The sequence below is a fragment of the Phycicoccus sp. Soil803 genome, assembly GCF_001429685.1.
Lineage (GTDB): Bacteria > Actinomycetota > Actinomycetes > Actinomycetales > Dermatophilaceae > Pedococcus.
In genome coordinates this window covers 3264109-3286870 of record NZ_LMST01000001.1, presented here as the reverse complement: position 1 = coordinate 3286870, position 22762 = coordinate 3264109, and the positions used below count along the sequence as shown (strand labels likewise).

Here is a 22762-nt window from a genome sequence, read left to right as displayed (position 1 = left end):
GCATGGTCATTCGCTGCGCAGGGCGTCGATGGGAGCCAGTCGGGCGGCGCGCGTCGCGGGGTACACGCCCGCGCCGATCCCGATGACGAGGGAGATGAGCAGCGCGCCGACGGCGACGTAGGGCGCGATCGAGACGGGCTGGTCGATCAGCGGGGGGAGCAGGCGCGCTCCGGCATACCCGACGGTGAGGCCGAGCACCCCGCCGGCGAGGCCGAGCACGCTGGCCTCGGTGAGGAACTGTCGTCGCACCGCCCGCGGGGTGGCGCCCAGCGCTTTGCGCAGGCCGATCTCACGGATCCGTTCGGTGACGGATACGAGCATGATGTTCATGACACCGATCCCGCCCACGAGGAGCGAGATCGCCGCGATGCCGGCCAGCAGGATGGTCAGGGTGCGGTCCGTGGACGTCGCCGTCTCCACCAGCGACTCCTGGGTGCTGATCGTGAAGTCCGGCGAGCCCGCCGTGACGCCATGCGAGACCAGCAGTGCGGCATGCGCCTCCTGGTATGCCGCCGAGAGCGTCTCCTGTGACGTCGCCTTGAGGTAGAGCGTGCTGATCGACGAGGCGTTGCCCGAGGAGCTGAGGCGCGCGGCATACGTGGTCAGCGGGACGACCACCGTGTCGTCCTCGTCGGAGCTCGTCGACGACCCGATGGAGGCCAGGGCGCCGATCACGGAGTAGCTCGACCCGTCGATCGTGATGCTCTGGCCGACCGGGCTGCGGCGACCGAACAGCTCGGACGCGGTGCTGGTGCCGATCACGGCGACCTGCGCCGCCGCCGACTCCTCGGCGCTGGTGAAGAAACGGCCGCTGGACATCTTCCGGGACCGGACGTCCGGCCACGAGCCAGTGGTGCCCACCACTTCGGTGGTCCAGTTGGTCGTGCCGGCCACAACCGACTGCGAGCTGGTGCTGACCGGGGCCAGTGCGGCGATGTCGGGGGCCACCGATCGGTCGGAGAGCATCGTCGCGTCACGGGTCGTGAGGGTGGACGCGGAGCCGCGCCCCGCTCGCACGCCACCGGTGGTGGTGCTGCCGGGGGAGACGATCAGCAGGTTCGACCCGAGCTTGCCGATCTGGTCGCGGACGGTCTGCTGGGCGCCCTGGCCCAGCCCCACCGTGAGCATCACCGCGGCGATGCCGATGAGGATGCCGAGCGTCGTCAGCACCGACCGCAGGCGGCGCGCCGAGATGGCTTCCAGGGCACTGCGCAGCGTCTCGGACCAGCTCATCGGGCCGTCCCCGTCACGCTGAGGTGCTCGAGCAGGCCGTCGCGGATGCGCAGCGTCCGTCGGGCGCGGGCGGCGACGTCTTCCTCGTGGGTGATCAGGGCGATGGTGCGGCCGGTGTCGCTGAGCTCGTCGAGCAGCCTGAGCACGTCGTCGGTCGAGGCCGAGTCGAGGTTGCCGGTGGGCTCGTCGGCGAGGATCAGCGACGGGTCCGTCACCAAGGCGCGCGCGATGGCCACCCGCTGTTGCTGACCACCGGAGAGCTCACCCGGGCGGTGGTCCACCCGGTCGGCCAGGCCGACCCGCTCGAGGCAGGCGATGGCCCGGTCGCGGCGTTCCGCTGCCGGGATGCTGGCGTAGGACAGCGGCAGGGCGACGTTGCGCCACGCGGACAATGTCGGCAGGAGGTTGAACTGCTGGAAGACGAAACCGATGCGGGCGTTGCGGATCTCGGCCAGCTCGGCTTCGCTGAGGCCGCCGACGTCCTGGCCGGCAAGCTGGTAGACCCCCGAGGTGGGGACGTCGAGGCAGCCGAGGATGTGCATCAGGGTCGACTTCCCGGAGCCTGAGGGTCCCATGATCGCGACGTAGTCACCGGCCTCCACCGTGAACGAGACGCCGCGGAGGGCGGCGACCTCGAGGCTGCCGCTGCGGTAGGTCTTGCTGACGTCGGTCAGGCGAAGGACCTGCTCTCCCCACTGCGCGGTCACTGGCCCGCTCCGGGCGCCTGGCCGCCAGGCGCCTGTCCGCCACCGGGAAACTGGCCGCCGCCGGGGAACTCGCCCTGGGTGCCACGCTGCCGTTCGGTGGCGCCCGCGCCGCCCTGGGGGAGCTGGAGCTGGCGCACGACGACCTGGGCTCCCTCCGTGAGGCCGGATGTGATCTCGGTCCGGGCCCCGTAGACGGCCCCGACGACGACCTTGGTGCGGGTCTGCTGGCCGTCCTTGGTGACTGTCACGTAGGTGGCGTCACCCTCGGAGCTGATCGCCGCGGACGGGACGGTGAGGACGTCGTCGACCTGCTTGACGACGATGGCGGCGGTCACGGTGCCGCCGGCATACAGCCCGGTCGGCGTGCCGGTGACGGCGATGGTGACCGGGAAGGTGGCCGACCCGCTGCTGCCCGTGGAGGCCATCACGCCTACCGACCGCACGGTGCCGAAGACCTTCTGGTTGCTGCCGTCGGGGGTGATCTCGACCTGCAGACCCTTCTTCACGCTGGCCAGGTCGGAGGCGCCGACCGAGGCGTCGACGACCCAGGCGTTGGTGGAGATCACGACGACCTGGGCCGTAGGGGTGCCCGTGCTGGTGCCCGTGCCCCCAGTGCCACCAGTCGAACCGACCGTGTCGCCAGCGGCGATGTCGACCGCGGCCACGGTGCCGGCGATCGGGGAGGTGAGCGTGGCCTCCGCCAGGGACTCCTTGGCCCGGCTGAGGGTGCTCTTGGCCGCGGCCAGCTGGGCGTCGGCGGAGGCGACCTGCGCGGAGCTGCTGCCGCTGGCGCTGTCGACCTGGTCCTCGGCGGCGTCGACGCCGGCCTGGGCCGAGTCGACAGCGGCCTGGAGCTCGGTGTCGTCGACGGTCGCCAGGGTCGCCCCCTTGGCGACCTTGTCGCCGACCGAGACCGAGACCGTGGTGACCGTGCCTGAGACCTGGAAGGACAGGTCCGAGCGCTGCGCCGGGGCGAGGGTGCCGGTTGCAGAGACGGACTGCCGGATCGTCCCGACGGTGGCGGTGGCGGTCACGGTGGTCGTGGTCGCGGCGCTCGCGTCCGGACGCACGAGGGTCCACATCCCGACGGCTCCACCTGCGACGACCAGTGCGCCTGTCAGCGCGATCCACTTGCCTCTGCCAGCCAGACGCCTGCCCACGGTCCACTCCACTCCTCGACGATGCCGAGAGAAGAGTGACGAGCGGGGCTGGATGGGACGTGCGAGTTCGCTGTGGCTGGGCTGTGGATCCTGTCGGGACCCTGTCAGCGGCCCGGCAGGGGTTCGGCGAGGGAGCCGGCACGGGATCCGGCGAGGGGGTCCCGCTGCTAGAGCGCGCCGCCCGCAGCGGCCGGTGCGGAGGCGTCGTTGCCGCCGTCGCCCACGGCCTCGCGGGCGAGGTGGTCCTCGATCTGGAACCAGTCCTCACCGGCTCGCTGCGCGATGGTCAGCAGCGTGTTCATCGCCGCCACCTCCTCGACCTGCTCCTTGAGGAACCACAGCATGAACTGCTCACCCAGGACGTCGCCCTCGGTGCGGGCGGCCCGGAACAGCGCCTCGATCTGGGCGGTCACCGACTTCTCCTGCTCCAGCGCCAGCGCGATCGGCTCGTGCGGCTTGCCGAACTCGTTGCGCACCTCGTCGACGCCGGGGACGGTCAGCGCCCAGTCCCGGTCCAGCATGTACTGGACCATCATCATGGCGTGGTTCCGCTCCTCGACGCTCTGGAGGTAGAAGTGCGTCGCCAGGCGCGGGAGGTCGTGCCCGTCGAACCACACGGCGATGGCGATGTACTGCTGGCTCGCGGTGAACTCGTGGCGTACCTGCTCCGTGAGCAGCTGGACGAAGGACGGTTCCGGAGCGCGCGACATACCGGAAACCGTAGCGCGTGGGAATGACCACGCCAGGCGCCCCGTTGGACCAAGGGACCGACCGCGACGCGGTCGAACCCATCGATGCACCACCAGGAGCCAGTTCGTGCCCGTCCTGACCGCACCGCCCGACCGCGGCGCCGCGCTCTCCGCGCCTGCCGCCCTGGGCCTGTCCGCCACGACCGAGAAGCCTGTCGCCGCGACCGCGGGACTAGGCTGGAGGGCAATGACTGAGACACCCGCCACCGACACCATCGTCGACGAGGCCACCCCTGACGCCACGGTCGACGTGGCCAGCGAGACCCCCGCCGAGCGCCAAGGGCGCTTCGAGCGCGAGGCGATGCCGCTGCTCGACCAGCTCTACTCCGCCGCGCTGCGCACGACGCGCAACCCGGCGGACGCCGAGGACCTGCTGCAGGAGACCTACACCAAGGCCTTCGCCGCGTTCCACCAGTACCGGCCCGGCACCAACTTCAAGGCGTGGATGTACCGCATCCTCACCAACACCTACATCAACACCTACCGCAAGAAGCAGCGCGAGCCGCTGCAGTCCGACGCAGCGGAGATCGAGGACTACCAGCTCGCGCGGGCCGAGTCGCACAGCTCGAGCGGCCTGCGGTCGGCCGAGATGGAGGCGCTGGACCACCTGCCCGACACCGAGGTGAAGCGGGCGCTCCAGGAGCTTCCGGAGGACTTCCGGATGGCGGTCTACCTCGCCGACGTCGAGGGCTTCGCCTACAAGGAGATCGCCGAGATCATGGACACCCCCATCGGCACCGTCATGTCGCGGTTGCACCGCGGCCGGCGCCAGCTGAGGGAGCTGTTGACGGAGTATGCCGCCGAGCGCGGCTTCGTGACCCAGGGAGCGGACTCATGAGCTGCGGAGAACAGGGACCGGGAGAGGCTGCGGGGTCGGACTGCTCCGAGGTCCTGCACCGGGTCTACGAGTACCTCGACGGCGAGATGACGCACGCCGACACGGTCAAGATCAAGCACCACCTCGAGGAGTGCGGCCCCTGCCTGAAGGAGTACGACCTCGACCACGCGCTCAAGGCGCTGGTGAAGCGCTCCTGCGCCTGCGAGGAGGCCCCGGTCGAGCTGCGCACCTCGATCATGGCCAGGATCACCACCATCAGCTACCAGATCTCGGAGTAGCCGGCACCCACCGCACGTCACCGGGGGCCGACGCAGGCCATCAGACGCCAGACGGGGCGGTCGAATCCAACTGGATTCGACCGCCCCGTCTCGTGCGTCTGGCGCGGGCTCAGGCGTTGGGCTTGCGGCCGTGGTTGGCCGCGTTGCCCTTGCGCGAGCGGCGCTTGCGGGCGCGCTTGCTCATGGGAGTCACTCCGTCAGTGGTGGTGTGGCGCGATGTGCACCGGGTGCACGGCGATTGTCTCACAGGCTCGAGGTGCTGCCGTCCGCCAGAGCCGAAATCGGGATCTCTTCGGGCAAACCCCAGCCAAAGGGTCCACGCAAGCCTCGAAAAGGTGCGACTCCTTGTTCAAGGTTTGGCAAAGAAGGGGCAAGGAAAGTCCCAAGGCTACAGGTTGACCGGCATCATAGTCCTGTCCACGCACCGCACCCCTGGCGGCTAGGGACAACTGATGGTCTGAAGTAACCGAACGGACGAGTCGGGCATCAGACAGAAGGAGCATCTGCCATGAAGGCGATCACCACCATCTTCGAGTCCATCCTCAACAAGGACGACTCGCTCGTCTGGACCCCCGCCGACGGACCCACCAAGGCGATGGCCGACCGTGGCTGGACCTGGACCGGCCTCGAGGCCAACCGTGGTTGGACCTGGACTGGCTGAGCTCCGCCTCAGCGTGTGCTCGTGCCGGTAGGTTGACGGCATGAGTCCGTCGTCGTCGAGCCCCGCTTCCGAGGGCGCCGACACGAGTGCGTTGCGCGTTGCCCTGTTCATCGGGTTCGTGTGGCTCCTGGCGTTGGTCGCCGTTGCCCTGTCGTGGCTCGTGGCGGGCCCGCCGACCAACCTTCCGGCCCTCGTGCTCCTGGTGCTGGTCGCGGTGGCGGGCTGGCTGGGTCGGGACAACCTCGTCGGGACGCGGATCCGCTTCTCCTTCGTCAGCATCGTCGTCCTTGCCTCGATCGTCATCACCGGCCCCGCAGGCGCGGCCCTGGTCGGCGGCGGGGCCAACCTCGTGCGGTTCCGCAAGATGCCCCACCGCGCACGGGTGTTCAACACCGGCATGTTCGCCTTCATCGGCGCGGCCGGGGGGCTGGTCTACCTGGGCGTCGGTGGTCGGGCCGACGTGGCCACCCTGCACTCCGCCTCGACCCTCCTGCTGGAGGTGGGTCTGCCCCTCGTGGCGGCCGATGTCGCCCAGTGCCTCGTCAACGCCCTGCTCCTCGCGGCCGTCCAGACGATTGCCACCGCCACCCCGTTGCGCACGCAGGTCTGGGGGCTGCTGGCCACCACCGGGCCCGCCTACATCGGCTACGGCCTGATCGGGTTCCTCTTCGTCGTGCTGTGGATCCCGGCCCAGGTGGGCTGGTTCAGCGCGATCCTCGTGCTCGCGCCGCTGTTCGTCGCGCGGTGGGCGTTCGCGCAGTACGGCGACGAGCTGCAGGCGCACGAGCGCACGCTGCGGGCCCTGGTGACGGCCGTCGAGACCAAGGAGCCGCACAACGCCGGCCACAGCGAGCGGGTGGCCCAGCTGAGCGAGTGGATGGCCGAGGCAGCGATGCTGGGCCACAAGGAGATCGAGGACATCCGCACCGCAGGGATGCTCCACGACGTCGGCAAGGTGGCGATGCCGACCCGGCTGCTGGGGTCGCGACAGGCCCACACCGACGACGACCTCGCCACCATGGCCGGTCACGCGCTGGCCGGCGTCGAGCTGGTCAAGGACGTCGACTTCCTCTCCGGGTCGGTCGACGGGATCGCCCACCACCACGAACGGTACGACGGGCGGGGCTACCCCGACGGGCTCGCGGGCGAGGAGATCCCGATGGCGGCCCGCCTGATCGCCGTGGCGGACGGCTTCGAGTGCCTCACCTCGGCTCGGTCCTACCGTCCGGGCCTGCCCGTCGACGCCGCGTTGGCGGTCGTGCGTGGCCAGTCCGGCACCCAGTTCGACCCGCAGGTCGTCGAGCTGCTGGCCAAGGCGCTGTCGCGCCACGAATGGAGCGTCACCGAGCGCACCCCCGACGAGCTGGCCTCGGCCGGTGTCGCCCTCGACCACGACGAGCCCGAGGTGTCCGACCACATCGCCACCACCGAGCGGCTTCGCGCCCTCATCACCGGACGCGCTGCAGCCGGACTGCACCACGCCGGTGGAGAGGTGCGCTGATGCGCGAGCGGCTTCGGCGCATCGACCTGAGGGGGGCCATCGGGGTCGTCTGCGGGGCCTGCGTCGTGGTCTCCGTGTGGCTGGCGCGTGACTCGGTCAGCGGCCTGGCCGGCGATGTCGGCCTGGAGATGCTGATCTTCCTCGTGGCCATCGCGCTGGGCGAGACGGCGCGGCTGACCATCCTGACCGGGCGCGAGACGGCGCCGATGTCCACCGCCGCAGCGCTGGGGCTGTCGTTCACCGCGTTGACCGCACCCGGCGACCAGCAGGTCGACGCCAGCGTCGTGGTGGCCACCATCTCGCTCGGCATGGCCTGTGGGTTGCTGATCCTGCGCCTCGCCACGGGGTCGGGTCACTGGGGCGGCACGGCGGCCCGTCTGCTCGCAGCAGCCAGTGCGGCGGTGGTCTACCGGTCGGTCGACTTCAACGGCCACACCCTGATCGTGTGGCAGGAGGAGTGGTCCCATCACCGCTGGCTCGTCGCGGTCCTGATGCTCTCCGTCGGCGCGCTCGCCATGCTGGTCGACCTCACGCTCGAGGCCGCCGTGCGAGCCGGACGCGACCACGCCCCGCTGCTCAGGTCGGTGGTCGACGAGGTCCGGTCCAGTGGCGGGCTGGCCACCGCCCTGGTGTCGTCGGGTGCGCTGATCGCCCTGGCCGAGGTCGCCGTCGGGGTGGCCGCGCTGCCGCTGTTCCTCTTCCCGCTGCTGCTGACCTACTTCGCCGTCCAGCGCTACGCCTCGATCCGCACCACGTACCGGCAGACCATCGGGGCACTCTCCTCGCTGACCGACCGAGCCGGCTACACCCGCACGTCGCACGCCCAGCGGGTCGCCGACATCGCCGTGGCCGTCGGCCGTGACATGGGCATGGGCCAGCGCGAGCTGACCGACCTGGAGTATGCCGCGCTGCTGCACGACCTCGGCCAGGTCGCCCTGCGGGCACCCATCCCCGAGGGCGCGACCGTGATGGCGGCCCCCGCCGACCAGCAGCGGATCGCCCACGACGGCGCCGAGATCGTCCGCACCACCGGGGTGCTCGACAACGTCGCAGCCATCCTCGAGTCCCAGACGACTCCCTACCGGCAGGTCCGGGAGTTCGGGCAGGAGCTGCCGATGTCCAGCCGCATCATCAAGGTCGCCAACGCCTACGACGACCTCTGTGCCCCCAGTGGCAACGACGACCGCGCGATGGAGCGGATCCACCTCGGGCTGGGCTACGAGTACGACCCCCGGGTGGTCGACTCGCTCACCCGGGTGCTCGAGCGCCGTCGGGGTCGCACGCCGCTGTCGACCGGCTGACGCGGCCGAGCCGCAGCGCGGCATACCTGCTCCGCCTCCTGGCGGACCGCACGGCCCACCTGCCGGCGGCGGCCGGACCACGCACGCAGTGGGCGGTGCCGGGACCTCGTCCCGACACCGCCCGACCCTGCTGGAGGCTCGTCGCTAGGGCGTGCCCGTGGTGAGGTGGGCGTCCATGGCGAGGTTCTTCTCCACGCGGGGGTCGCCCGCGTCGGCGAAGTAGTCGCCCCGGATCGTCTCGTCGCGACCGGCGTCGACCTTCATCGCCGTCAGCACGAGGGTCAGGACCACGGCCACCACGAGGTTGATGACGAACGCCGTCATCGCGATGTAGCCCAGGTCGCCGAGCACCGGGATCGGGTCCAAGGACCCTCCGAAGTGCGCGACCTTGCTGCGCGGGTTCGCCACGCCCCACGCCGCATAGGTGCCGTAGGCCATGCCGGCCGCCCAGCCGGCCAGCAGGGCCCACCGGTGGAACCACCGCGTGTAGAGGCCGAACACGATGGCAGGGAGGGTCTGCAGGATCCAGATGCCACCCAGGAGCTGGAAGTTGATCGCGTTCTGCTTGTCGAGGGTCAGCACGAAGACCAGGGCGAAGGCCTTGACCAGCAGCGAGACCAGCTTGCCGACCTTGGCCTCCTGGGCGTGCGTCGCGTCGGGCTTGAGCCACTCCTTGTAGATGTTGCGGGTGAAGGTGTTGGCCGCCGCGATCGACATGATCGCCGCTGGGACCAGCGCCCCGATCGCTACCGCGGCGAAGGCGACGCCGGCGAACCAGCTCGGGAACGAGTCCTCGAACAGCTGGGGGATCACCAGCTGGGCGTTCGGCTTGCCGTCGAGACCGATCGGCTTGGTGCCCGCCGCGATCGCGACCCAGCCGAGCAGGGCCAGGAGGCCGAGCACGAACGAGTAGGCCGGGAGGATCGAGGCGTTGCGCCGGATCGTGTTGCGGCTCGAGCTCGACAGGGTCGCCGTGATCGAGTGGGGATACATGAACAGCGCGAGCGCGGAGCCGAAAGCCAGGGTGGCGTAGGCGACGAACTGCTGCTGCGACGGGATGAACGCGCCATTGGGCTTGCCGTCGATCGCGTTGGGGGCCGCCATCTTCTTCTCGGCCGCACCGAAGATCGCGTCCCAACCGCCGAACTTCGTCGGCAGGTAGATCACGGCGACGATGATGACGAGGTAGATCAGGGCGTCCTTGACGAACGCGATGACTGCCGGAGCGCGCAGGCCGCTGGAGTAGGTGTAGGCGGCCAGCAGTGCGAACGCGATGAACAGCGGGAGGTCGCGAGCCAGCACGCTCTCGCCACCGATGCCGGCCACCTCGAGGACGGCCTGGATGCCGACCAGCTGCAGCGCGATGTAGGGCATCGTCGCGAGGATGCCGGTGACGGCCACCGCGAGCGACAGGCCACGGGAGCCGTAGCGCCCGCGGACGAAGTCGGCCGGCGTCACGTAGCCGTGCCGGTGGCTGACCGACCACAGGCGGGCCATGAAGATGAAGATGATCGGGTAGAGCACGATCGTGTAGGGGACCGCGAAGAACCCGGCGACGGCACCGGTCGCGAACATCGCGGCGGGGACCGCGACGAACGTGTACGCGGTGTAGAGGTCGCCACCGAGGAGGAACCAGGTGACCCAGGTGCCGAAGCGACGACCGCCCAGGCCCCACTCGTCGAGCGACTCCATGCTGTCGGCCTGGCGCCACCGGGTGGCCCAGAAGCCCATCCCGGTCACCAGCGCGAAGAGCAGGATGAGGACGGTCAGGGCGACGCCGTTGACGCTCGAGTCGGTCACGGCGGGTGCGAGCGCGGTCATCGGCCGGCCTCCTCGTCGTCGCGGCGGCGGGTCTCAGCGTCCCGGTGGCCCGGCATCGGCCGGTGCGGGCGGGCCCTGAGGACCAGCTTGTAGGCCGTGAAGGTCAGCGCGGAGCAGAGGAAGACCCAGAGGAACTGGTACCAGATGAAGAAGGGGAACCCCCAGAGCTCGGGGTCCTTGCGCGCGTAGCTGCCGACCCAGGCCAGCGCCACCAGTGGGAGGGCGAGCAGGACGCCGGCAATGGCCAGCAGGCCCTTGTTGGCAGGGGGGACTGTGTCGTGATCGACGTCGGTGTCGATGCTCACCGTGACCTCCAATGGAGAGTGGGCGGCTGCGGGAGGGCAGCCAGTGCGTACGATATGCCCGACTCGTCGGTAACTGTGGGAGAAAACAGGGGTCACTTCAGCACCAACCCGCAGGTGGCAGGCGCGGCGGCTCACCGCCGGCTGGCCCCCCGGGACGACGAACGCCCGCCCCGCGGTGCGGGACGGGCGAACGGCTGGAGCGGGCCTCAGGCGGCCTTGGTCTCCTTGAAGATCTTGTCGATCTCGTCGATCTTGGCGAGCAGCTCGTCCGCCTTCGCGGCGTCGAACTCACCCTTGGTGCCCGACGCGCCAGCCAGCTTGGTGGCCTGGTTGAACAGCGTGTGCAGGTCCGGGTACTTCTCGAAGTGCGGGGGCTTGAAGTAGTCGGTCCACAGCACCCACAGGTGGTGCTTGACCAGCTCGGAGCGCTGCTCCTTGATGACGACCGCGCGGGTGCGGAAGTCGGGGTCGTCGTTGTCGGCGACCTTGGCGATGATCGCCTTGATCGACTCGGCCTCAATGCGCGCCTGGGCGGGGTCATAGACACCACAGGGCAGGTCGCAGTGGGCGCTGACCTCGGTGGTACGGAAAATGCGGGAGAGCATGCGAATCCCTTCTGCGAGGTGGACCTCCGGGCGTAGCAGGAAAATGTGAACTTCCGGGCGTAGCAGGAGATCAGAAACTTTCACGTGCGTCTTCGACCCTACCCCGCAGGTCAGCGGGCCGCACGGCACCCCCCGGGGCTGCCCGGCATACGGAACGGGTATGCCGCGTGAGCGGCTCCCACCCGTGGCGACGCGGGGAGCCGCTCACTCAGCCGAGGTCGGGTCGACCCCGGCGCGGGCCGGGGATGCGGACCCGGTGGGGGATCCGGAAGAGCACGATCGCGCGGATCTGCTCGCGAGCCAGCGAGCCGATGCCGTGCGTCCACGAGTCGGCGACACCGAGCGCACTCTGGTTGTCGCTCTCCACCCAATAGCGCCGCCGGTCGCTCGGGTCGCGCATCGTGACCCGCTTGATGGCCAGCGGTCGCGGGTTCCCGGAGTCGTCGTCGGGCAGCCGGACGATGGCGAGTCGGCCCAGCCGCGGTGGTGCGCCGCGCAGGACGAGCATCCGGTCACCGGTGTGGAGGGTGGGCTCCATGGACCGTCCGCGGACGACCACGACGCCGAGCCCCACCGGCATCAGGCGGGACCCTCATCGCCCAGGCCGGCGAGGTGCGCGGCCTCTTCCAGGGCCTTCTCGTGCGCCTCCTCCTCCTGCCGCATGCGCCGGAGGAAGCTGCGGGTGCGCTCGTGCTGCGGGTTGGAGATCACCTCGCTCGGCGGACCCTGCTCGACGACCACGCCACCGTCCATGAAGACCACGCGGTCGGCCACGTCACGGGCGAAGCCCATCTCGTGGGTCACCACGATCATGGTCATGCCGTCCTGGGCGAGCTGGCGCATCACCCGGAGGACCTCGCCGACGAGCTCGGGGTCGAGCGCCGAGGTGGGCTCGTCGAAGAGCATCAGCTTGGGCTGCATGGCGAGGGCCCGGGCAATGGCGATGCGCTGCTGCTGACCGCCCGAGAGCTGGGCGGGGTAGGCGCTGGGCTTGTCCTTGAGCCCCACCTGGTCGAGCAGGGCGAGGGCGCGCTCGCGGACCGCCTTCTTCTTCTCTCCCTTGACCTGGATCGGCGCCTCCATGATGTTCTCGAGCGCCGTGAGGTGGGGGAACAGGTTGAACCGCTGGAAGACCATGCCGATCTCACGGCGCTGGGCGGCGATCCGCTTGTCCGTCAGCCGGTGCAGCGTCCCGCTGCGGTCCTCGTAGCCCATCAGGTCGCCGTCCACCCAGATCCGGCCGCCGTCGATCGACTCGAGCTGGTTGATGCAGCGCAGGAAGGTGGTCTTGCCCGACCCGGACGGGCCGAGCAGACAGACCACCTCACCGGGGTGGACGTCCATGTCGATGCCCTTGAGGACCTCGTTGCCGTGGAACGCCTTGGTGACGTTGACGGCGTGGACCAGGGGGTCCCCGGTGCTCTTGCCGGTGTCCGTGCTGGAGCCGGTGCGGGTGTCGGTGCTCATCAGTGACCTGCCGTGATCGTGTCGAGCTTGCGCCGGGTGGCCTTGGACGGGGCGCCGAAGCCGCGTCCGTAGTAGCGCTCGAGGTAGTACTGCCCGACCATCAGGATCGAACACACGATGAGGTACCACAAGGTGGCGGCCATGAAACCGGGCACGATCTGGAAGCTCCGCGAGCCGAAGCCGTAGGCCTGGAAGTAGAGCTCGGTGATGATCGACGCGGCGATGAACAGCGAGGTGTCCTTGACCATGGCGATCGTCTCGTTGCCGGTCGGGGGCACGATGACGCGCATCGCCTGCGGCAGCACGATCCGCCGCATGGTCTTGCCCGGCGGCATGCCGAGGGCGTGCGCCGCCTCGGTCTGGCCTCGGTCGACCGACAGGATGCCGGCGCGGGCGATCTCGGCCATGTAGGCGGCTTCGGAGAGCCCGAGGCCAAGGATGCCGATCCAGATCGAGGACGAGATGTCGTTCCAGCTGAAGCTGAAGAAGGTCAGGTCGTTGCCGAGGCCGAGCGCCTTGGACAGCTGCTGCCCGAACGGGATGCCGATGTCGATCGGGTTGTACAGCACCGCGATCGCGCCACCGAGGATGGCCAGCAGGACGTAGCGCGGCATCGCCCGGAAGAACCAGGTGTAGACGAACGCCACCCCTCGCAGCACCGGGTTGGTCGACAGCCGCATGACGGCCAGCGCGATCCCGAGCACGATGCCGAGGACCATCGCACCGATGGTGCCGAAGATGGTCCCCTTCCACAGGCCGTCGATGACCGGCCGCTGCTGCATGATCTCGAACGCGAAGGACCAGTTCCAGTTCGGGTTGGTGACCACCGAGCTCACCATCATGGCGACGACCACGAGGATCACGGCGATCGCCACCCAGCGCCAGGGGTGCCGGACCGGCCGGGCGTGGATCTTGCCCGGCCGGTCCGCTGCAGCGGAGGGGGTGGACATCAGGGCTGCGGGTTCACAGCGAAGTCGCTGATCGCGCCGCCCTCGGTCTTCCACTTGGTGAGGATCGACTTGTACGTGCCGTCGGCCTCGAGCGACTTGAGCGCGTCGGCGATGGCCTGCCCGAAGTCGGTCTGGTCCTTGGGGAGCACGTAGCCGTAGGGCGCCGAGTCGTACTGCTCACCGAGCAGCTCGAGCTTGCCCTGGGTCGTCGCGACGGCGCTGATGGCCGGCGGCAGGTCGACGAGCATGGCGTCCGCCTTGCCGGTCAGCACGGCCGACGTCACCTTGGCCTGGTCGGCGTCGACGATCGGCTTGATGGCGGGCTTGCCGGCATCCGTGCAGTCCTTGCTGCGCTTGGGCAGGTCGACATCGGCCTGGACGGTGGCCTTCTGGACCGCGATGTTGAGGCCGCACGCGCTGGCCGGGTCGACCTTCTTGGGGTTGCCCTTCTGCGTGACCCACTGGGTGCCGGCCGTGAAGTAGCTGACCATCGTGGCTTCCTTCTCGCGGTCCGCATTGACCGTGAAGGACGAGACGCCCACGTCGTACTTGCCGCTCTTGACACCGAGGATGATCTGGTCGAAGCCGGTCGGGACCCACTCGGTCTTGATGCCGAACTTGGCCATCACCGCGTCGAAGAGCTCGACGTCCATCCCGATGACGGTCTTGCCGTCCGTGTCGAGGTACTCGTTCGGCTGGTAGGTCGCGTCCGTGCCGATGACGATCTTCCCGGCGCTCTTGACCTTGGCGGGCAGCTTGGCCACCAGGGCCTGGTCGACGGTCGCCTTGGTCGTGGAGCTGCTCGAGCTGCTGGTGTTCGTGGACAGCGAGTCGGATCCACAGGCGGAGAGTGCCAGTCCGGCGGTGGCCAGCCCCGCGATCAGGAGCGTGGCAGGGCGAAGGCGGTGGGTCATGCGGTGAGGTTCCTTCCTCGATGGCGAGTGGCGGGCAGGGGCGCGGCGCCACGTGGGGGACTGACCGGCATACTGCCACTCCGATGGGGCGACGCGGGTCACACTCGCGTTACGACAGTGGTTTCGCGGTCGCCGTTGTGCCACCATGAACTCGCGGGTAACCCCCGCACCTTGCGTTTGAGAGGCCACACCCGGCTGTCGTTCGACCGCGCGGCTCGATCCGTGCGCGGTGTGTGCCCCACGCAGTTCTGCTGTGAGCAACTTCTTTTGTTCGCAGCTCCGACCCCTTTTGAGGTGACTCGTCCATGTCTGCCATCCCGTCGTACCCGCTGTTCGACCCGTCCGACCCGGTCTTCCGGGCGCACGAGGGCGGCAAGCTGGGGGTACACGCCACGCAGCCACTGCGGGACCGCGCCGACCTGGCCCTGCTCTACACGCCGGGCGTGGCGGATGTCTCCCGCGCGATCGCGGTCGACCCGACGCTGGCCGCCCGCTACACCGCTCGGGCCAACACGGTGGCGGTCGTCACCGACGGGACCGCCGTCCTCGGGCTCGGCGACATCGGCCCGCTCGCCGCGCTGCCCGTGATGGAGGGCAAGGCGGTGCTGTTCAAGCACTTCGGGGACGTCGACGCCGTTCCGGTGTGCATGGAGTCGGGCACGGTGGAGGAGCTGGTCGACGCCATCGCCCGGATCGCGCCCACCTACGGCGGCATCAACCTCGAGGACATCTCGGCGCCGCGCTGCTTCGAGATCGAGCGCCTGCTGCAGGAGCGCCTCGACATCCCGGTCTTCCACGACGACCAGCACGGCACGGCCATCGTCGTCCTGGCCGGGCTGCTCAACGCGGCCACCGTGGTCGGCCGCTCGCTGGAGTCGCTGCGCGTGGTCGTCTCCGGAGCCGGCGCCGCCGGGGTGGCCGTGACCAAGCTGCTGGCCCGTGCCGGTGTCGCCGACATCGTGGTGTGCGACTCGCGCGGCATCATCGCCCCGGATCGCAACGACCTCGCCGACCACAAGCGCCGGTTGGCCGCCACCACCAACCCACGCGGCCTGTCCGGCGGGCTGTCCGACGCCCTCGCGGGCGCCGACGTGTTCGTCGGGGTGTCCGGGGGGCAGGTGCCGGAGGAGGACGTCGCCCGGATGGCACCCGACGCGATCATCTTCGCGCTGGCGAACCCCACTCCCGAGGTGCACCCCGACGTGGCTGCCCGGTATGCCGCGGTGGTCGCCACCGGGCGCTCGGACTTCCCCAACCAGATCAACAACGTGCTGGCGTTCCCGGGGATCTTCCGTGGCGCCCTGGACTCCGGCGCCGCGCAGGTCACCGAGGCCATGAAGCTGGCCGCGGCGCACGCGATCGCCGGGTTGGTCGAGCACCCCACCGCCGAGGAGATCGTGCCGAGCGTCTTCGCCCCCGGGGTGGCCGACGCGGTGGCGGCGGCGGTGTCGAAGGGGGCCTGAGCCCAGGTCGGCAGCCGCCTCGAACCGCCCTTGAGCCGGCTTGGAGTCGGCCGTGGGGCCGGCCCCGGAGCCAGCTCTGGAGCTAGTCCTGGTCCTGGTCCTGGTCCGCGAGCTCGCGGGCCAGGGCCTGGCAGGCGGCGTAGGAGGGCAGCAGGCCCTGGTCCAGGGCCTGGACCAGCGACGGCGCCGCTGCGTCCTTGGGCGACAGCAGGGGTTCGAGACCGTCCGGGAAGAGCAGGCCCACCTCGGCGTCGAGCGGGTGGATGCCGTGCTCCCGGCCGGGGTTGTAGGCCGCGGTGCACAGGTACATCGCCGTGGTGTCGTCCTCGAGCGCCACGAAGGCGTGCCCGAGCCCCTCAGCGAGGTAGACCGCCCGCCGGTCGACGGTGTCGAGCAGGACCGAGTCCCACTGGCCGAAGGTCGGCGATCCCACCCGCAGGTCGATGACGAAGTCGAGGAGGGCGCCCGACAGGGCGGTGACGTACTTCGCCTGCGACGGCGGGACGTCGGCGAAGTGGATGCCTCGCACGGTCCCGCGCGACGACACCGAGATGTTGGTCTGGACGACCTGGGGGCGGTGCCCGATGACCTCCGCGAGGAGGTCACCGCGGAACGACTCGAGGAACACGCCCCGGTCGTCGGGGAACTGGCGCGGGGTGACCTCGAACGCGTCGGCGATCGAGAGGGGGCGGATCTGCACTAGCCGGCCCCGGCCTCGTCGAGGAGCCTGGCCAGGTAGGCGCCGTAGCCGCTCTTGCGCAGCGACTCCGCGAGCTCGGCGAACTGCGTGTCGGTGAGCCAGCCGTTGCGCCAGGCGATCTCCTCGATGCACCCGATCTTCTGTCCCTGCCTGGCCTCGACCACGTGCACGAACTGCGCGGCGTCCATCAGCCCCTCGAACGTGCCGGTGTCGAACCACGCGGTGCCGCGCGGCAGGACGGTGACGGTGAGGTCGCCCCGCTTCAGGTACGCGTCGTTGACACCGGTGATCTCCAGCTCGCCGCGGTCGCTGGGCTCGAGGCCGCGGGCGATCGCGACGACGTCGTTGTCGTAGAAGTAGAGACCGGGCACCGCGTAGGAGGACTTGGGGTGCTCCGGCTTCTCCTCGATGGAGATGACGCGGCCGTCCTCGGCGAACTCGACGACGCCGTAGGCGGACGGCTCGGTCACGTGGTAGGCGAAGATCTGGCCCCCGGTGACGTCGGTGTTCGCCGCCAACGAGGTGCCGAGGCCGGTGCCGTAGAAGATGTTGTCGCCCAGCACGAGGGCCACCGAGTCGTCGCCGATGAAGTCGGCACCGATGATGAAGGCCTGGGCGAGGCCGTCGGGGCTCGGTTGCACGGCGAAGGTCAGCTCGACGCCCCACCGCGACCCGTCACCGAGCAGTCGCTGGAACTGCGCCTGGTCCTCGGGGGTCGTGATCACCAGCACCTCGCGGATCCCGGCCATCATCAGCGTCGAGAGCGGGTAGTAGATCATCGGCTTGTCGTAGACAGGCATGAGCTGCTTGCTGATGCCGAGCGTGATCGGGTGCAGCCGCGTGCCTGACCCCCCTGCCAGGATGATGCCCTTCATGGGACCCGACCCTAGTGCGAGCAAGCCCGCCGTGAGGCGTGTCCCCGCGCGATAGCCTCGGCGCCATGAAGGTCCTCGTCACCGGCGCCGCCGGTTTCATCGGCTCGAACTTCGTGATCAGGGCCCGTGCGGTGCGGCCCGAGTGGCGGCTCACCGTCCTCGACTCGATGACGTATGCCGCGAACCTCGCCTCCCTCGACCCTGTCGCCGGCGAGGTCGACGTGGTGAAGGGCTCGGTGACGGACGCGGACCTCGTGGACGAGCTCGTCGCGGCGCACGACCTCGTCGTCCACTTCGCCGCTGACTCGCACAACGACAACTCGCTCGAGGACCCCTGGCCGTTCATCGACACGAACATCATCGGCACCTACCAGCTGATCCAGGCCGTGCGGCGGCACGACAAGCGGCTGCACCACGTGTCCACCGACGAGGTCTACGGCGACCTCGAGCTCGACGACCCGGCCAAGTTCACCGAGAGCACGCCGCTCAACCCGTCGAGCCCCTACTCGGCGTCGAAGGCCAGCGCGGACCTCCTCGTGCGGGCCTGGGTGCGGTCGTTCGGCCTCAGGGCGACGCTGTCCAACTGCTCCAACAACTACGGCCCCCGCCAGCACCCGGAGAAGTTCATCCCGCGACAGGTCACCGGGATCCTCGACGGGGTGCGGCCCAAGCTCTACGGTGCGGGCCTCAACGTCCGCGACTGGATCCACGTCGACGACCACAACGACGCGGTCCTCGCGATCATCGAGCAGGGTCGGCTCGGGGAGACCTACCTCATCGGCGCCGACGGCGAGATGAACAACCGCGACGTCGTCGCCCTCATCCTCGAGCTGATGGGCAAGCCGGCCGACTGGTTCGACCACGTGCCCGACCGACCGGGGCACGACCTGCGCTACGCCATCGACGCCGCCAAGCTCCGGGCCGAGACCGACTGGCGCCCGGCCCACCCGGATGTCCGCTCGGGCCTGGTCGACACGATCGCCTGGTACCAGGACAACCAGGACTGGTGGCGCACCGCGAAGGTGGTCGCCGAGGCTCGGTACGACCGGATCGGGCGCTGATGGCGCGGTGGCTGGTGACCGGCTCGGGCGGCATGCTCGGGCTCGACCTGCAGGTGACCCTGGCGCTGGCCGGGGTCGACGAGGACGACGTCACGGCACTCACCCGCGCCGACCTCGACGTCACCGATGCCGACGCGGTGCGCGACGCGGTCCGGGGGCACGACGTCGTGGTGAACTGCGCGGCATACACGGCCGTCGACGATGCGGAAACCCATGAGGGGCAGGCGTTTGCGGTCAACGCGATCGGCGCGGCCAACGTCGCGGACGCGTGCCGGTCGGTGGGCACGCGGCTCGTGCACATCTCCACCGACTACGTCTTCTCCGGCGACGCCGACGAGCCCTACGCCGAGGACGCGGCCCTGTCGCCGCTGTCCGCCTACGGCCGGTCGAAGGCTGCGGGGGAGTGGGCCGTGCAGGCACGCTGCCCGCAGGCATGGATCGTCCGGACGGCCTGGCTCTACGGAGCCGGGGGCCCGAACTTCGTCAAGACGATGGCCAGGCTCGCCGAACGGCACGACACCCTCGACGTCGTCGACGACCAGCGCGGACAACCCACCTGGACCATGGACGTGGCGCGGGCCGTCCTGCGCCTCGTCGACGAGTCCGCCCCGTTCGGGGTGTGGCACGCGACCAGCCAGGGCGACACCACGAAGTTCGGCCTCACCCGCGAGATCTTCCGCCAGCTCGGGTTGGACCCAGACCGGGTGCGACCCGCCACGAGCGACGCCTTCCCCCTGCCGGCCCCGCGTCCGGCCTACAGCGTGCTGGGACACGACGCGTGGCGGATGGCCCGGCTCGCTCCGCTCCCGCACTGGGAGGCCAGCCTCGCCGAAGCGCTGCCGGACGTCGTCGCCGAGCCGCCGAGCAGCTGAGCGGCTGAGCGGCTGAGCGGCTGAGCAGCCGCACGACGCGAGGGTGAACGGATGGCTCCACCCGGCCGGTCACCTTGCAGTCGAGGGGTCCGGTGGTCGAGAGTGGCCGCCATGGCAACTGAGACGCAGCGCACCTCCCAAGAAGACCTCTGGGCCGGCGAGTTCGGCGCCGACTACATCGAGCGGAACCGGGGCACCAACCTGATCGCGAGCAACACCGAGCTCTTCCGCAAGGTCTTGGAAGCCACGGACGGCGTGGGCTCGGTCCTCGAGCTGGGCTGCAACATCGGGAACAACCTGATGGCCCTGCGCACCCTGCTGCCCGACGCCGACCTGCACGGTGTGGAGATCAACACCCAGGCCGCCGCCGAGGTGGAGCGCTGGGGCGGCGCGACGGTCGAGGTGGCCTCGATCCTGGAGTACCAGGCAGAGCGCGGCTTCGACCTCACCTTCACCAAGGGTGTCCTGATCCACATCAACCCCGACCGGGTGCGCGACGTCTACAGCGCCCTGGTGGAGTCGTCGAACCGCTACGTGATGGTCTGCGAGTACTACAACCCGACGCCCGTCGAGGTCAGCTACCGCGGTCACGAGCAGGCGCTCTTCAAGCGCGACTTCGCCGGGGAGATCCTCGACGCGTTCCCGGAGCTCACCCTGGTCGACTACGGCTTCACCTACCACCGCGACCCGCAGTTCCCGCTCGACGACTCGACCTGGTTCCTCATGGAGAAGTCCGGCTGAGTCGTCCGGATGGGCGTGCGGCTAGGGTCGGGACATGCTCGCCGTCTACGCCGCACGCCAGTCCGCCGACGACCCGCTCTCGGGGCTGGAGGTCGGTGAGCGGCCCGACCCCACCCCGCGCGAGGGCTGGACGACGGTCACGCTCCGGACGGCCGGGCTCAACCACCACGACGTCTGGTCGCTGCGGGGAGTAGGGCTGCCCGCCGACCGGCTGCCGATGATCCTGGGCTGTGACGGCGCGGGCACCGCCGAGGACGGCACCGAGGTGATCGTCCACGCGGTCATCCCCAGCGACGGCTGGCGGGGTGACGAGACCCTCGACCCGCGGCGCACGCTGCTCTCGGAGCTGCACGACGGGACCCTCGCCGAGAAGGTCGCCGTCCCCACCACGAACCTGGTGCCCAAGCCTGCCGAGCTGCCCTGGGAGCACGCCGCCTGCCTCTCGACGGCGTGGCTCACCGCCTACCGCATGCTGTTCACCAACGCGGGGCTGACGCCCGGCGCCACCGTCCTGGTCCAAGGGGCCGGTGGCGGGGTGTCCACCGCCCTCGTGCAGCTCGGGGCCGCGGCGGGTTACCGGATGTGGGTCACCAGCCGCGACGAGGAGAAGGGCCAGCGCGCGGTCGAGATCGGCGCGGACCGCGCGTTCGGCAGCGGCGAACGCCTCCCCGACCGCGTCGACGCCGTGATGGAGACGGTCGGGGCGGCCACCTGGTCGCACTCGGTCAACTCGCTCAAGCCCGGCGGCACCATCGTCATCTCCGGGGCGACGTCGGGCGACGCGCCCAGCAAGGCGGAGCTGACCAAGATCTTCTTCAAGCAGCTGCGCGTCGTCGGGTCGACGATGGGCAGCCGTGGCGAGCTCGAGCGGCTGGCCCAGTTCGTGGTGCAGCAGCGCATCGCGCCGGTCATCGACACGACCCTGCCGCTGGCCCAGGCCCGTGAGGGGTTCGCCCGGATGGCCGCCGGTGAGCTGTTCGGGAAGGTCGTCTTCACCGTCTCCTGACCCCCGCGACCCCCTGTTGGAAGCGAAACTGCCGGGTTTCCGGGCGTTTCGCTTCCAACAGGGGGGTCGTAAGGGGGTCAGAGGAGGGCGGTGACCAGCCAGACGATCCCGGCCACCGCGAGGATCGCCACGGTGGCACCGGCGACGATGACCGCACCCTTCTGGGTCCCGCCCATCTTCTCGTCCCAGCCCTGCGCCTTGGCGACGTCGCGGATCAGGTCGCGACCGGCGGTGGCGTCGAAGCTGTAGTCGACGACCTTGCCGACCTGCCCGGTCTTCAGGTCGACCCCGAGCTCCTTGCGGAACGACTTCTCGTAGACGCGGCCGCGCTGCGTGGACGCCGATGCCTGCAGGCGCGGTGACGAGCCGCCGCCGCTCCACGAGAACGTGTTGCTGACGTCGGTGATCGTCATAGACTGACCGGCCTCGTCGAGCCGGACCCGGTGCGTGAACACCTTCTTCAGCCCGTGCGCCTTGAACACGGCCAGCCACTGGGCGTCGGCCACGTCGATCGTCAGGTCGAAGCCCTGCGGCGTCTCGCGCACGGCATACGGGGTGCCGGCGGCAGCAGCGCGCACAGCAGTGATCAGTTCAGCGGACGTACCCATCGAGGGCCCCCTCGGTCGTCGGTGGTGATGCGATGTCGTGCCGGTCAGCAGGCGGTCAGCTCGGCGAGATCTGCAACCAGTCGTACCAGCCGTTGTGCAGGACCAGCCAGGCGATCAGGCCGTACCCCGCCTGCCCCGGATGGTGTTGCACCCGGCTGGCGGCCAGGTCACTCTGCCACTGCTCGTGCCCCAACAGCGGCCGGAAGCAGTCGACGAACGGCACCCCGCGCCGGGAGCAGACGTCGGCCTGCGCCTCCACCAGCACGTCGAGCTTGGCGTTCAGCTCCTCGTCGTCGCCCGGCGGAGGGCTGACGACGAAGGTGCCGATGCCGGCGCTGGCGGCGTCGTCGAGGATGTTGGCCAGGTTGAGCCGGTGCCGGGCCAGGGTCACACCGGTCGCCGCGTCGTTGCCGCCGACCGAGATCACCAGCCGCTTCTCGGCCCGGCCGCGCCAGCGTGGGGCGCACTCGGCCTTCCAGCGGGCCAGCACGTCAGCGGTGGTGTCGCCGCGGACGCCGAGGTTGTAGGCGGTCAGCTCGAGGTCGGAGTGGTGGGTGCGACCCACGACCCGCGAGACCCAGCCCTGACCCTTGGGGTCGCCGACGCCGGCCACGAGCGAGGCACCGACGAAGACGATGCCCACGTCCCGCGGACCGTCAGCGGCGACCTGGAACTCGGCACTCGGGGTGAAGGTGGGCTCGCTCACGCGTCAGTCCTCGTCGTCGTCGAGCCGGGCCAGCCAGGTGGCCAGGCGCTCGACGGGGGTCTCGAAGTCGGGGTTCAGGTCCACGAACGTGCGCAGCTGGTCGGCCAGCCACTCGAAGGAGACTTCCTCTTCCCCTCGGCGAGCGGCCAGCTCCTCGATGCCACGATCCGTGAAGTACACGTCTGCAAGGTTAACGGGGGTATGCCGCGTGGCTGAGCCAGCCACGCGGCATACCTCCCG

27 protein-coding genes are annotated in these 22762 nt (G+C 70.0%); 10 read left to right on the top strand and 17 right to left on the bottom strand.

Features of this window, described 5'->3' with window-relative positions:
* Positions 1 to 6: 6 nt before the first annotated feature.
* From ASG95_RS15195 to ASG95_RS15180, 4 genes are all read right to left on the bottom strand, one after another.
* Positions 7 to 1233: an ABC transporter permease gene (locus ASG95_RS15195; protein WP_057377982.1), complete on the bottom strand. Its 1227-nt coding sequence runs from the start codon at positions 1231 to 1233 to the stop codon at positions 7 to 9.
* Complete coding sequence (locus ASG95_RS15190; protein ID WP_057377981.1) at positions 1230 to 1940, bottom strand: ABC transporter ATP-binding protein; 711 nt, start codon at positions 1938 to 1940, stop codon at positions 1230 to 1232. Before ASG95_RS15190 ends, ASG95_RS15195 begins: the two co-directional genes overlap by 4 nt.
* Entirely contained in the window at positions 1937 to 3022 is a 1086-nt protein-coding gene (locus ASG95_RS15185) for an efflux RND transporter periplasmic adaptor subunit (RefSeq protein ID WP_157582132.1), read from the bottom strand. Before ASG95_RS15185 ends, ASG95_RS15190 begins: the two co-directional genes overlap by 4 nt.
* A 245-nt stretch (positions 3023 to 3267) precedes the next feature.
* Positions 3268 to 3810 carry a ferritin gene (locus ASG95_RS15180; protein WP_056922382.1) on the bottom strand — a complete coding sequence of 181 codons (543 nt, stop codon included), beginning with the start codon at positions 3808 to 3810 and terminating at the stop codon, positions 3268 to 3270.
* A gap of 226 nt (positions 3811 to 4036) precedes the next feature.
* Here ASG95_RS15180 and ASG95_RS15175 point away from each other — a divergent pair, with 226 nt between their 5' ends.
* Both ASG95_RS15175 and rsrA read left to right on the top strand, forming a co-directional pair.
* The gene (locus ASG95_RS15175; RefSeq protein ID WP_056922383.1) at positions 4037 to 4687 is read left to right on the top strand and encodes a sigma-70 family RNA polymerase sigma factor; all 651 of its coding nucleotides are present in this window, start codon (positions 4037 to 4039) and stop codon (positions 4685 to 4687) included.
* A complete protein-coding gene (gene rsrA, locus ASG95_RS15170) occupies positions 4684 to 4965 on the top strand; it encodes a mycothiol system anti-sigma-R factor (protein ID WP_057377980.1) in 282 nt (93 codons plus the stop codon). Before ASG95_RS15175 ends, rsrA begins: the two co-directional genes overlap by 4 nt.
* A gap of 109 nt (positions 4966 to 5074) precedes the next feature.
* On the opposite strand, the gene ASG95_RS22450 is transcribed toward rsrA, so the two are convergent.
* Complete coding sequence (locus ASG95_RS22450; RefSeq protein WP_369791897.1) at positions 5075 to 5149, bottom strand: 50S ribosomal protein bL37; 75 nt, start codon at positions 5147 to 5149, stop codon at positions 5075 to 5077.
* Positions 5150 to 5473: 324 nt separating this feature from the next.
* Here ASG95_RS22450 and ASG95_RS21440 point away from each other — a divergent pair, with 324 nt between their 5' ends.
* Genes ASG95_RS21440 through ASG95_RS15160 form a run of 3 tightly spaced genes read left to right on the top strand, consistent with a single transcriptional unit; the run spans position 5474 to position 8428 of the window.
* Positions 5474 to 5626, top strand: coding sequence for a hypothetical protein (locus tag ASG95_RS21440; RefSeq protein ID WP_157582129.1), 153 nt, complete (start codon positions 5474 to 5476; stop codon positions 5624 to 5626).
* Positions 5627 to 5666: 40 nt separating this feature from the next.
* Entirely contained in the window at positions 5667 to 7127 is a 1461-nt protein-coding gene (locus ASG95_RS15165; protein WP_057377979.1) for an HD-GYP domain-containing protein, read from the top strand.
* Positions 7127 to 8428: an HD-GYP domain-containing protein gene (locus ASG95_RS15160; RefSeq protein WP_057377978.1), complete on the top strand. Its 1302-nt coding sequence runs from the start codon at positions 7127 to 7129 to the stop codon at positions 8426 to 8428. The genes ASG95_RS15165 and ASG95_RS15160 overlap by 1 nt, the downstream gene beginning before the upstream one ends.
* Positions 8429 to 8572: 144 nt before the next feature.
* Here the strand turns inward: ASG95_RS15160 and mctP are convergent, their stop codons facing one another.
* The 7 genes from mctP to ASG95_RS15125 form a co-directional block, all read right to left on the bottom strand.
* Complete coding sequence (mctP, locus tag ASG95_RS15155) at positions 8573 to 10249, bottom strand: monocarboxylate uptake permease MctP (RefSeq protein ID WP_057377977.1); 1677 nt, start codon at positions 10247 to 10249, stop codon at positions 8573 to 8575.
* Positions 10246 to 10554, bottom strand: coding sequence for a DUF3311 domain-containing protein (locus ASG95_RS15150; RefSeq protein ID WP_200961273.1), 309 nt, complete (start codon positions 10552 to 10554; stop codon positions 10246 to 10248). Before ASG95_RS15150 ends, mctP begins: the two co-directional genes overlap by 4 nt.
* 206 nt (positions 10555 to 10760) lie before the next feature.
* Entirely contained in the window at positions 10761 to 11159 is a 399-nt protein-coding gene (gene sodN, locus ASG95_RS15145; protein WP_056922388.1) for a superoxide dismutase, Ni, read from the bottom strand.
* Positions 11160 to 11367: 208 nt separating this feature from the next.
* Complete coding sequence (locus tag ASG95_RS15140) at positions 11368 to 11739, bottom strand: S24/S26 family peptidase (RefSeq protein ID WP_056922389.1); 372 nt, start codon at positions 11737 to 11739, stop codon at positions 11368 to 11370.
* Positions 11739 to 12626: an amino acid ABC transporter ATP-binding protein gene (locus tag ASG95_RS15135; RefSeq protein WP_056922390.1), complete on the bottom strand. Its 888-nt coding sequence runs from the start codon at positions 12624 to 12626 to the stop codon at positions 11739 to 11741. The genes ASG95_RS15140 and ASG95_RS15135 overlap by 1 nt, the downstream gene beginning before the upstream one ends.
* A complete protein-coding gene (locus tag ASG95_RS15130; protein ID WP_057377976.1) occupies positions 12626 to 13576 on the bottom strand; it encodes an amino acid ABC transporter permease in 951 nt (316 codons plus the stop codon). The genes ASG95_RS15135 and ASG95_RS15130 overlap by 1 nt, the downstream gene beginning before the upstream one ends.
* Positions 13576 to 14490, bottom strand: coding sequence for an ABC transporter substrate-binding protein (locus ASG95_RS15125; RefSeq protein ID WP_056922392.1), 915 nt, complete (start codon positions 14488 to 14490; stop codon positions 13576 to 13578). The genes ASG95_RS15130 and ASG95_RS15125 overlap by 1 nt, the downstream gene beginning before the upstream one ends.
* A 305-nt stretch (positions 14491 to 14795) precedes the next feature.
* On the opposite strand from ASG95_RS15125, the gene ASG95_RS15120 reads away from it, so the two are divergent.
* Entirely contained in the window at positions 14796 to 15953 is a 1158-nt protein-coding gene (locus ASG95_RS15120) for an NADP-dependent malic enzyme (protein ID WP_057377975.1), read from the top strand.
* A gap of 82 nt (positions 15954 to 16035) precedes the next feature.
* On the opposite strand, the gene ASG95_RS15115 is transcribed toward ASG95_RS15120, so the two are convergent.
* Entirely contained in the window at positions 16036 to 16653 is a 618-nt protein-coding gene (locus ASG95_RS15115; RefSeq protein WP_057377974.1) for a dTDP-4-dehydrorhamnose 3,5-epimerase family protein, read from the bottom strand.
* Complete coding sequence (rfbA, locus tag ASG95_RS15110; RefSeq protein WP_057377973.1) at positions 16653 to 17528, bottom strand: glucose-1-phosphate thymidylyltransferase RfbA; 876 nt, start codon at positions 17526 to 17528, stop codon at positions 16653 to 16655. Before rfbA ends, ASG95_RS15115 begins: the two co-directional genes overlap by 1 nt.
* Before the next feature lie 65 nt (positions 17529 to 17593).
* On the opposite strand from rfbA, the gene rfbB reads away from it, so the two are divergent.
* From rfbB to ASG95_RS15090, 4 genes are all read left to right on the top strand, one after another.
* Positions 17594 to 18589 (top strand): dTDP-glucose 4,6-dehydratase, encoded by a 996-nt coding sequence (rfbB, locus tag ASG95_RS15105; RefSeq protein ID WP_057377972.1) that lies wholly within the window; start codon positions 17594 to 17596, stop codon positions 18587 to 18589.
* A complete protein-coding gene (gene rfbD, locus ASG95_RS15100) occupies positions 18589 to 19461 on the top strand; it encodes a dTDP-4-dehydrorhamnose reductase (RefSeq protein ID WP_057377971.1) in 873 nt (290 codons plus the stop codon). Before rfbB ends, rfbD begins: the two co-directional genes overlap by 1 nt.
* Before the next feature lie 111 nt (positions 19462 to 19572).
* Positions 19573 to 20202 (top strand): pseudaminic acid biosynthesis-associated methylase, encoded by a 630-nt coding sequence (locus tag ASG95_RS15095; protein ID WP_057378940.1) that lies wholly within the window; start codon positions 19573 to 19575, stop codon positions 20200 to 20202.
* A 34-nt stretch (positions 20203 to 20236) separates the two neighbouring features.
* Positions 20237 to 21208, top strand: coding sequence for a zinc-binding dehydrogenase (locus tag ASG95_RS15090; protein WP_057377970.1), 972 nt, complete (start codon positions 20237 to 20239; stop codon positions 21206 to 21208).
* 77 nt (positions 21209 to 21285) lie between these two features.
* Here ASG95_RS15090 and ASG95_RS15085 read toward each other — a convergent pair whose 3' ends face one another.
* From ASG95_RS15085 to ASG95_RS21830, 3 genes are read right to left on the bottom strand one after another with little or no spacing between them, the layout of a single operon-like run.
* Positions 21286 to 21816 (bottom strand): hypothetical protein, encoded by a 531-nt coding sequence (locus tag ASG95_RS15085; RefSeq protein WP_157582123.1) that lies wholly within the window; start codon positions 21814 to 21816, stop codon positions 21286 to 21288.
* Between the two features lie 55 nt (positions 21817 to 21871).
* The gene (locus tag ASG95_RS15080; protein WP_056922401.1) at positions 21872 to 22522 is read right to left on the bottom strand and encodes a GDSL-type esterase/lipase family protein; all 651 of its coding nucleotides are present in this window, start codon (positions 22520 to 22522) and stop codon (positions 21872 to 21874) included.
* 3 nt (positions 22523 to 22525) lie between these two features.
* Positions 22526 to 22702: a DUF6104 family protein gene (locus tag ASG95_RS21830; RefSeq protein WP_157582120.1), complete on the bottom strand. Its 177-nt coding sequence runs from the start codon at positions 22700 to 22702 to the stop codon at positions 22526 to 22528.
* Positions 22703 to 22762 lie beyond the last annotated feature (60 nt).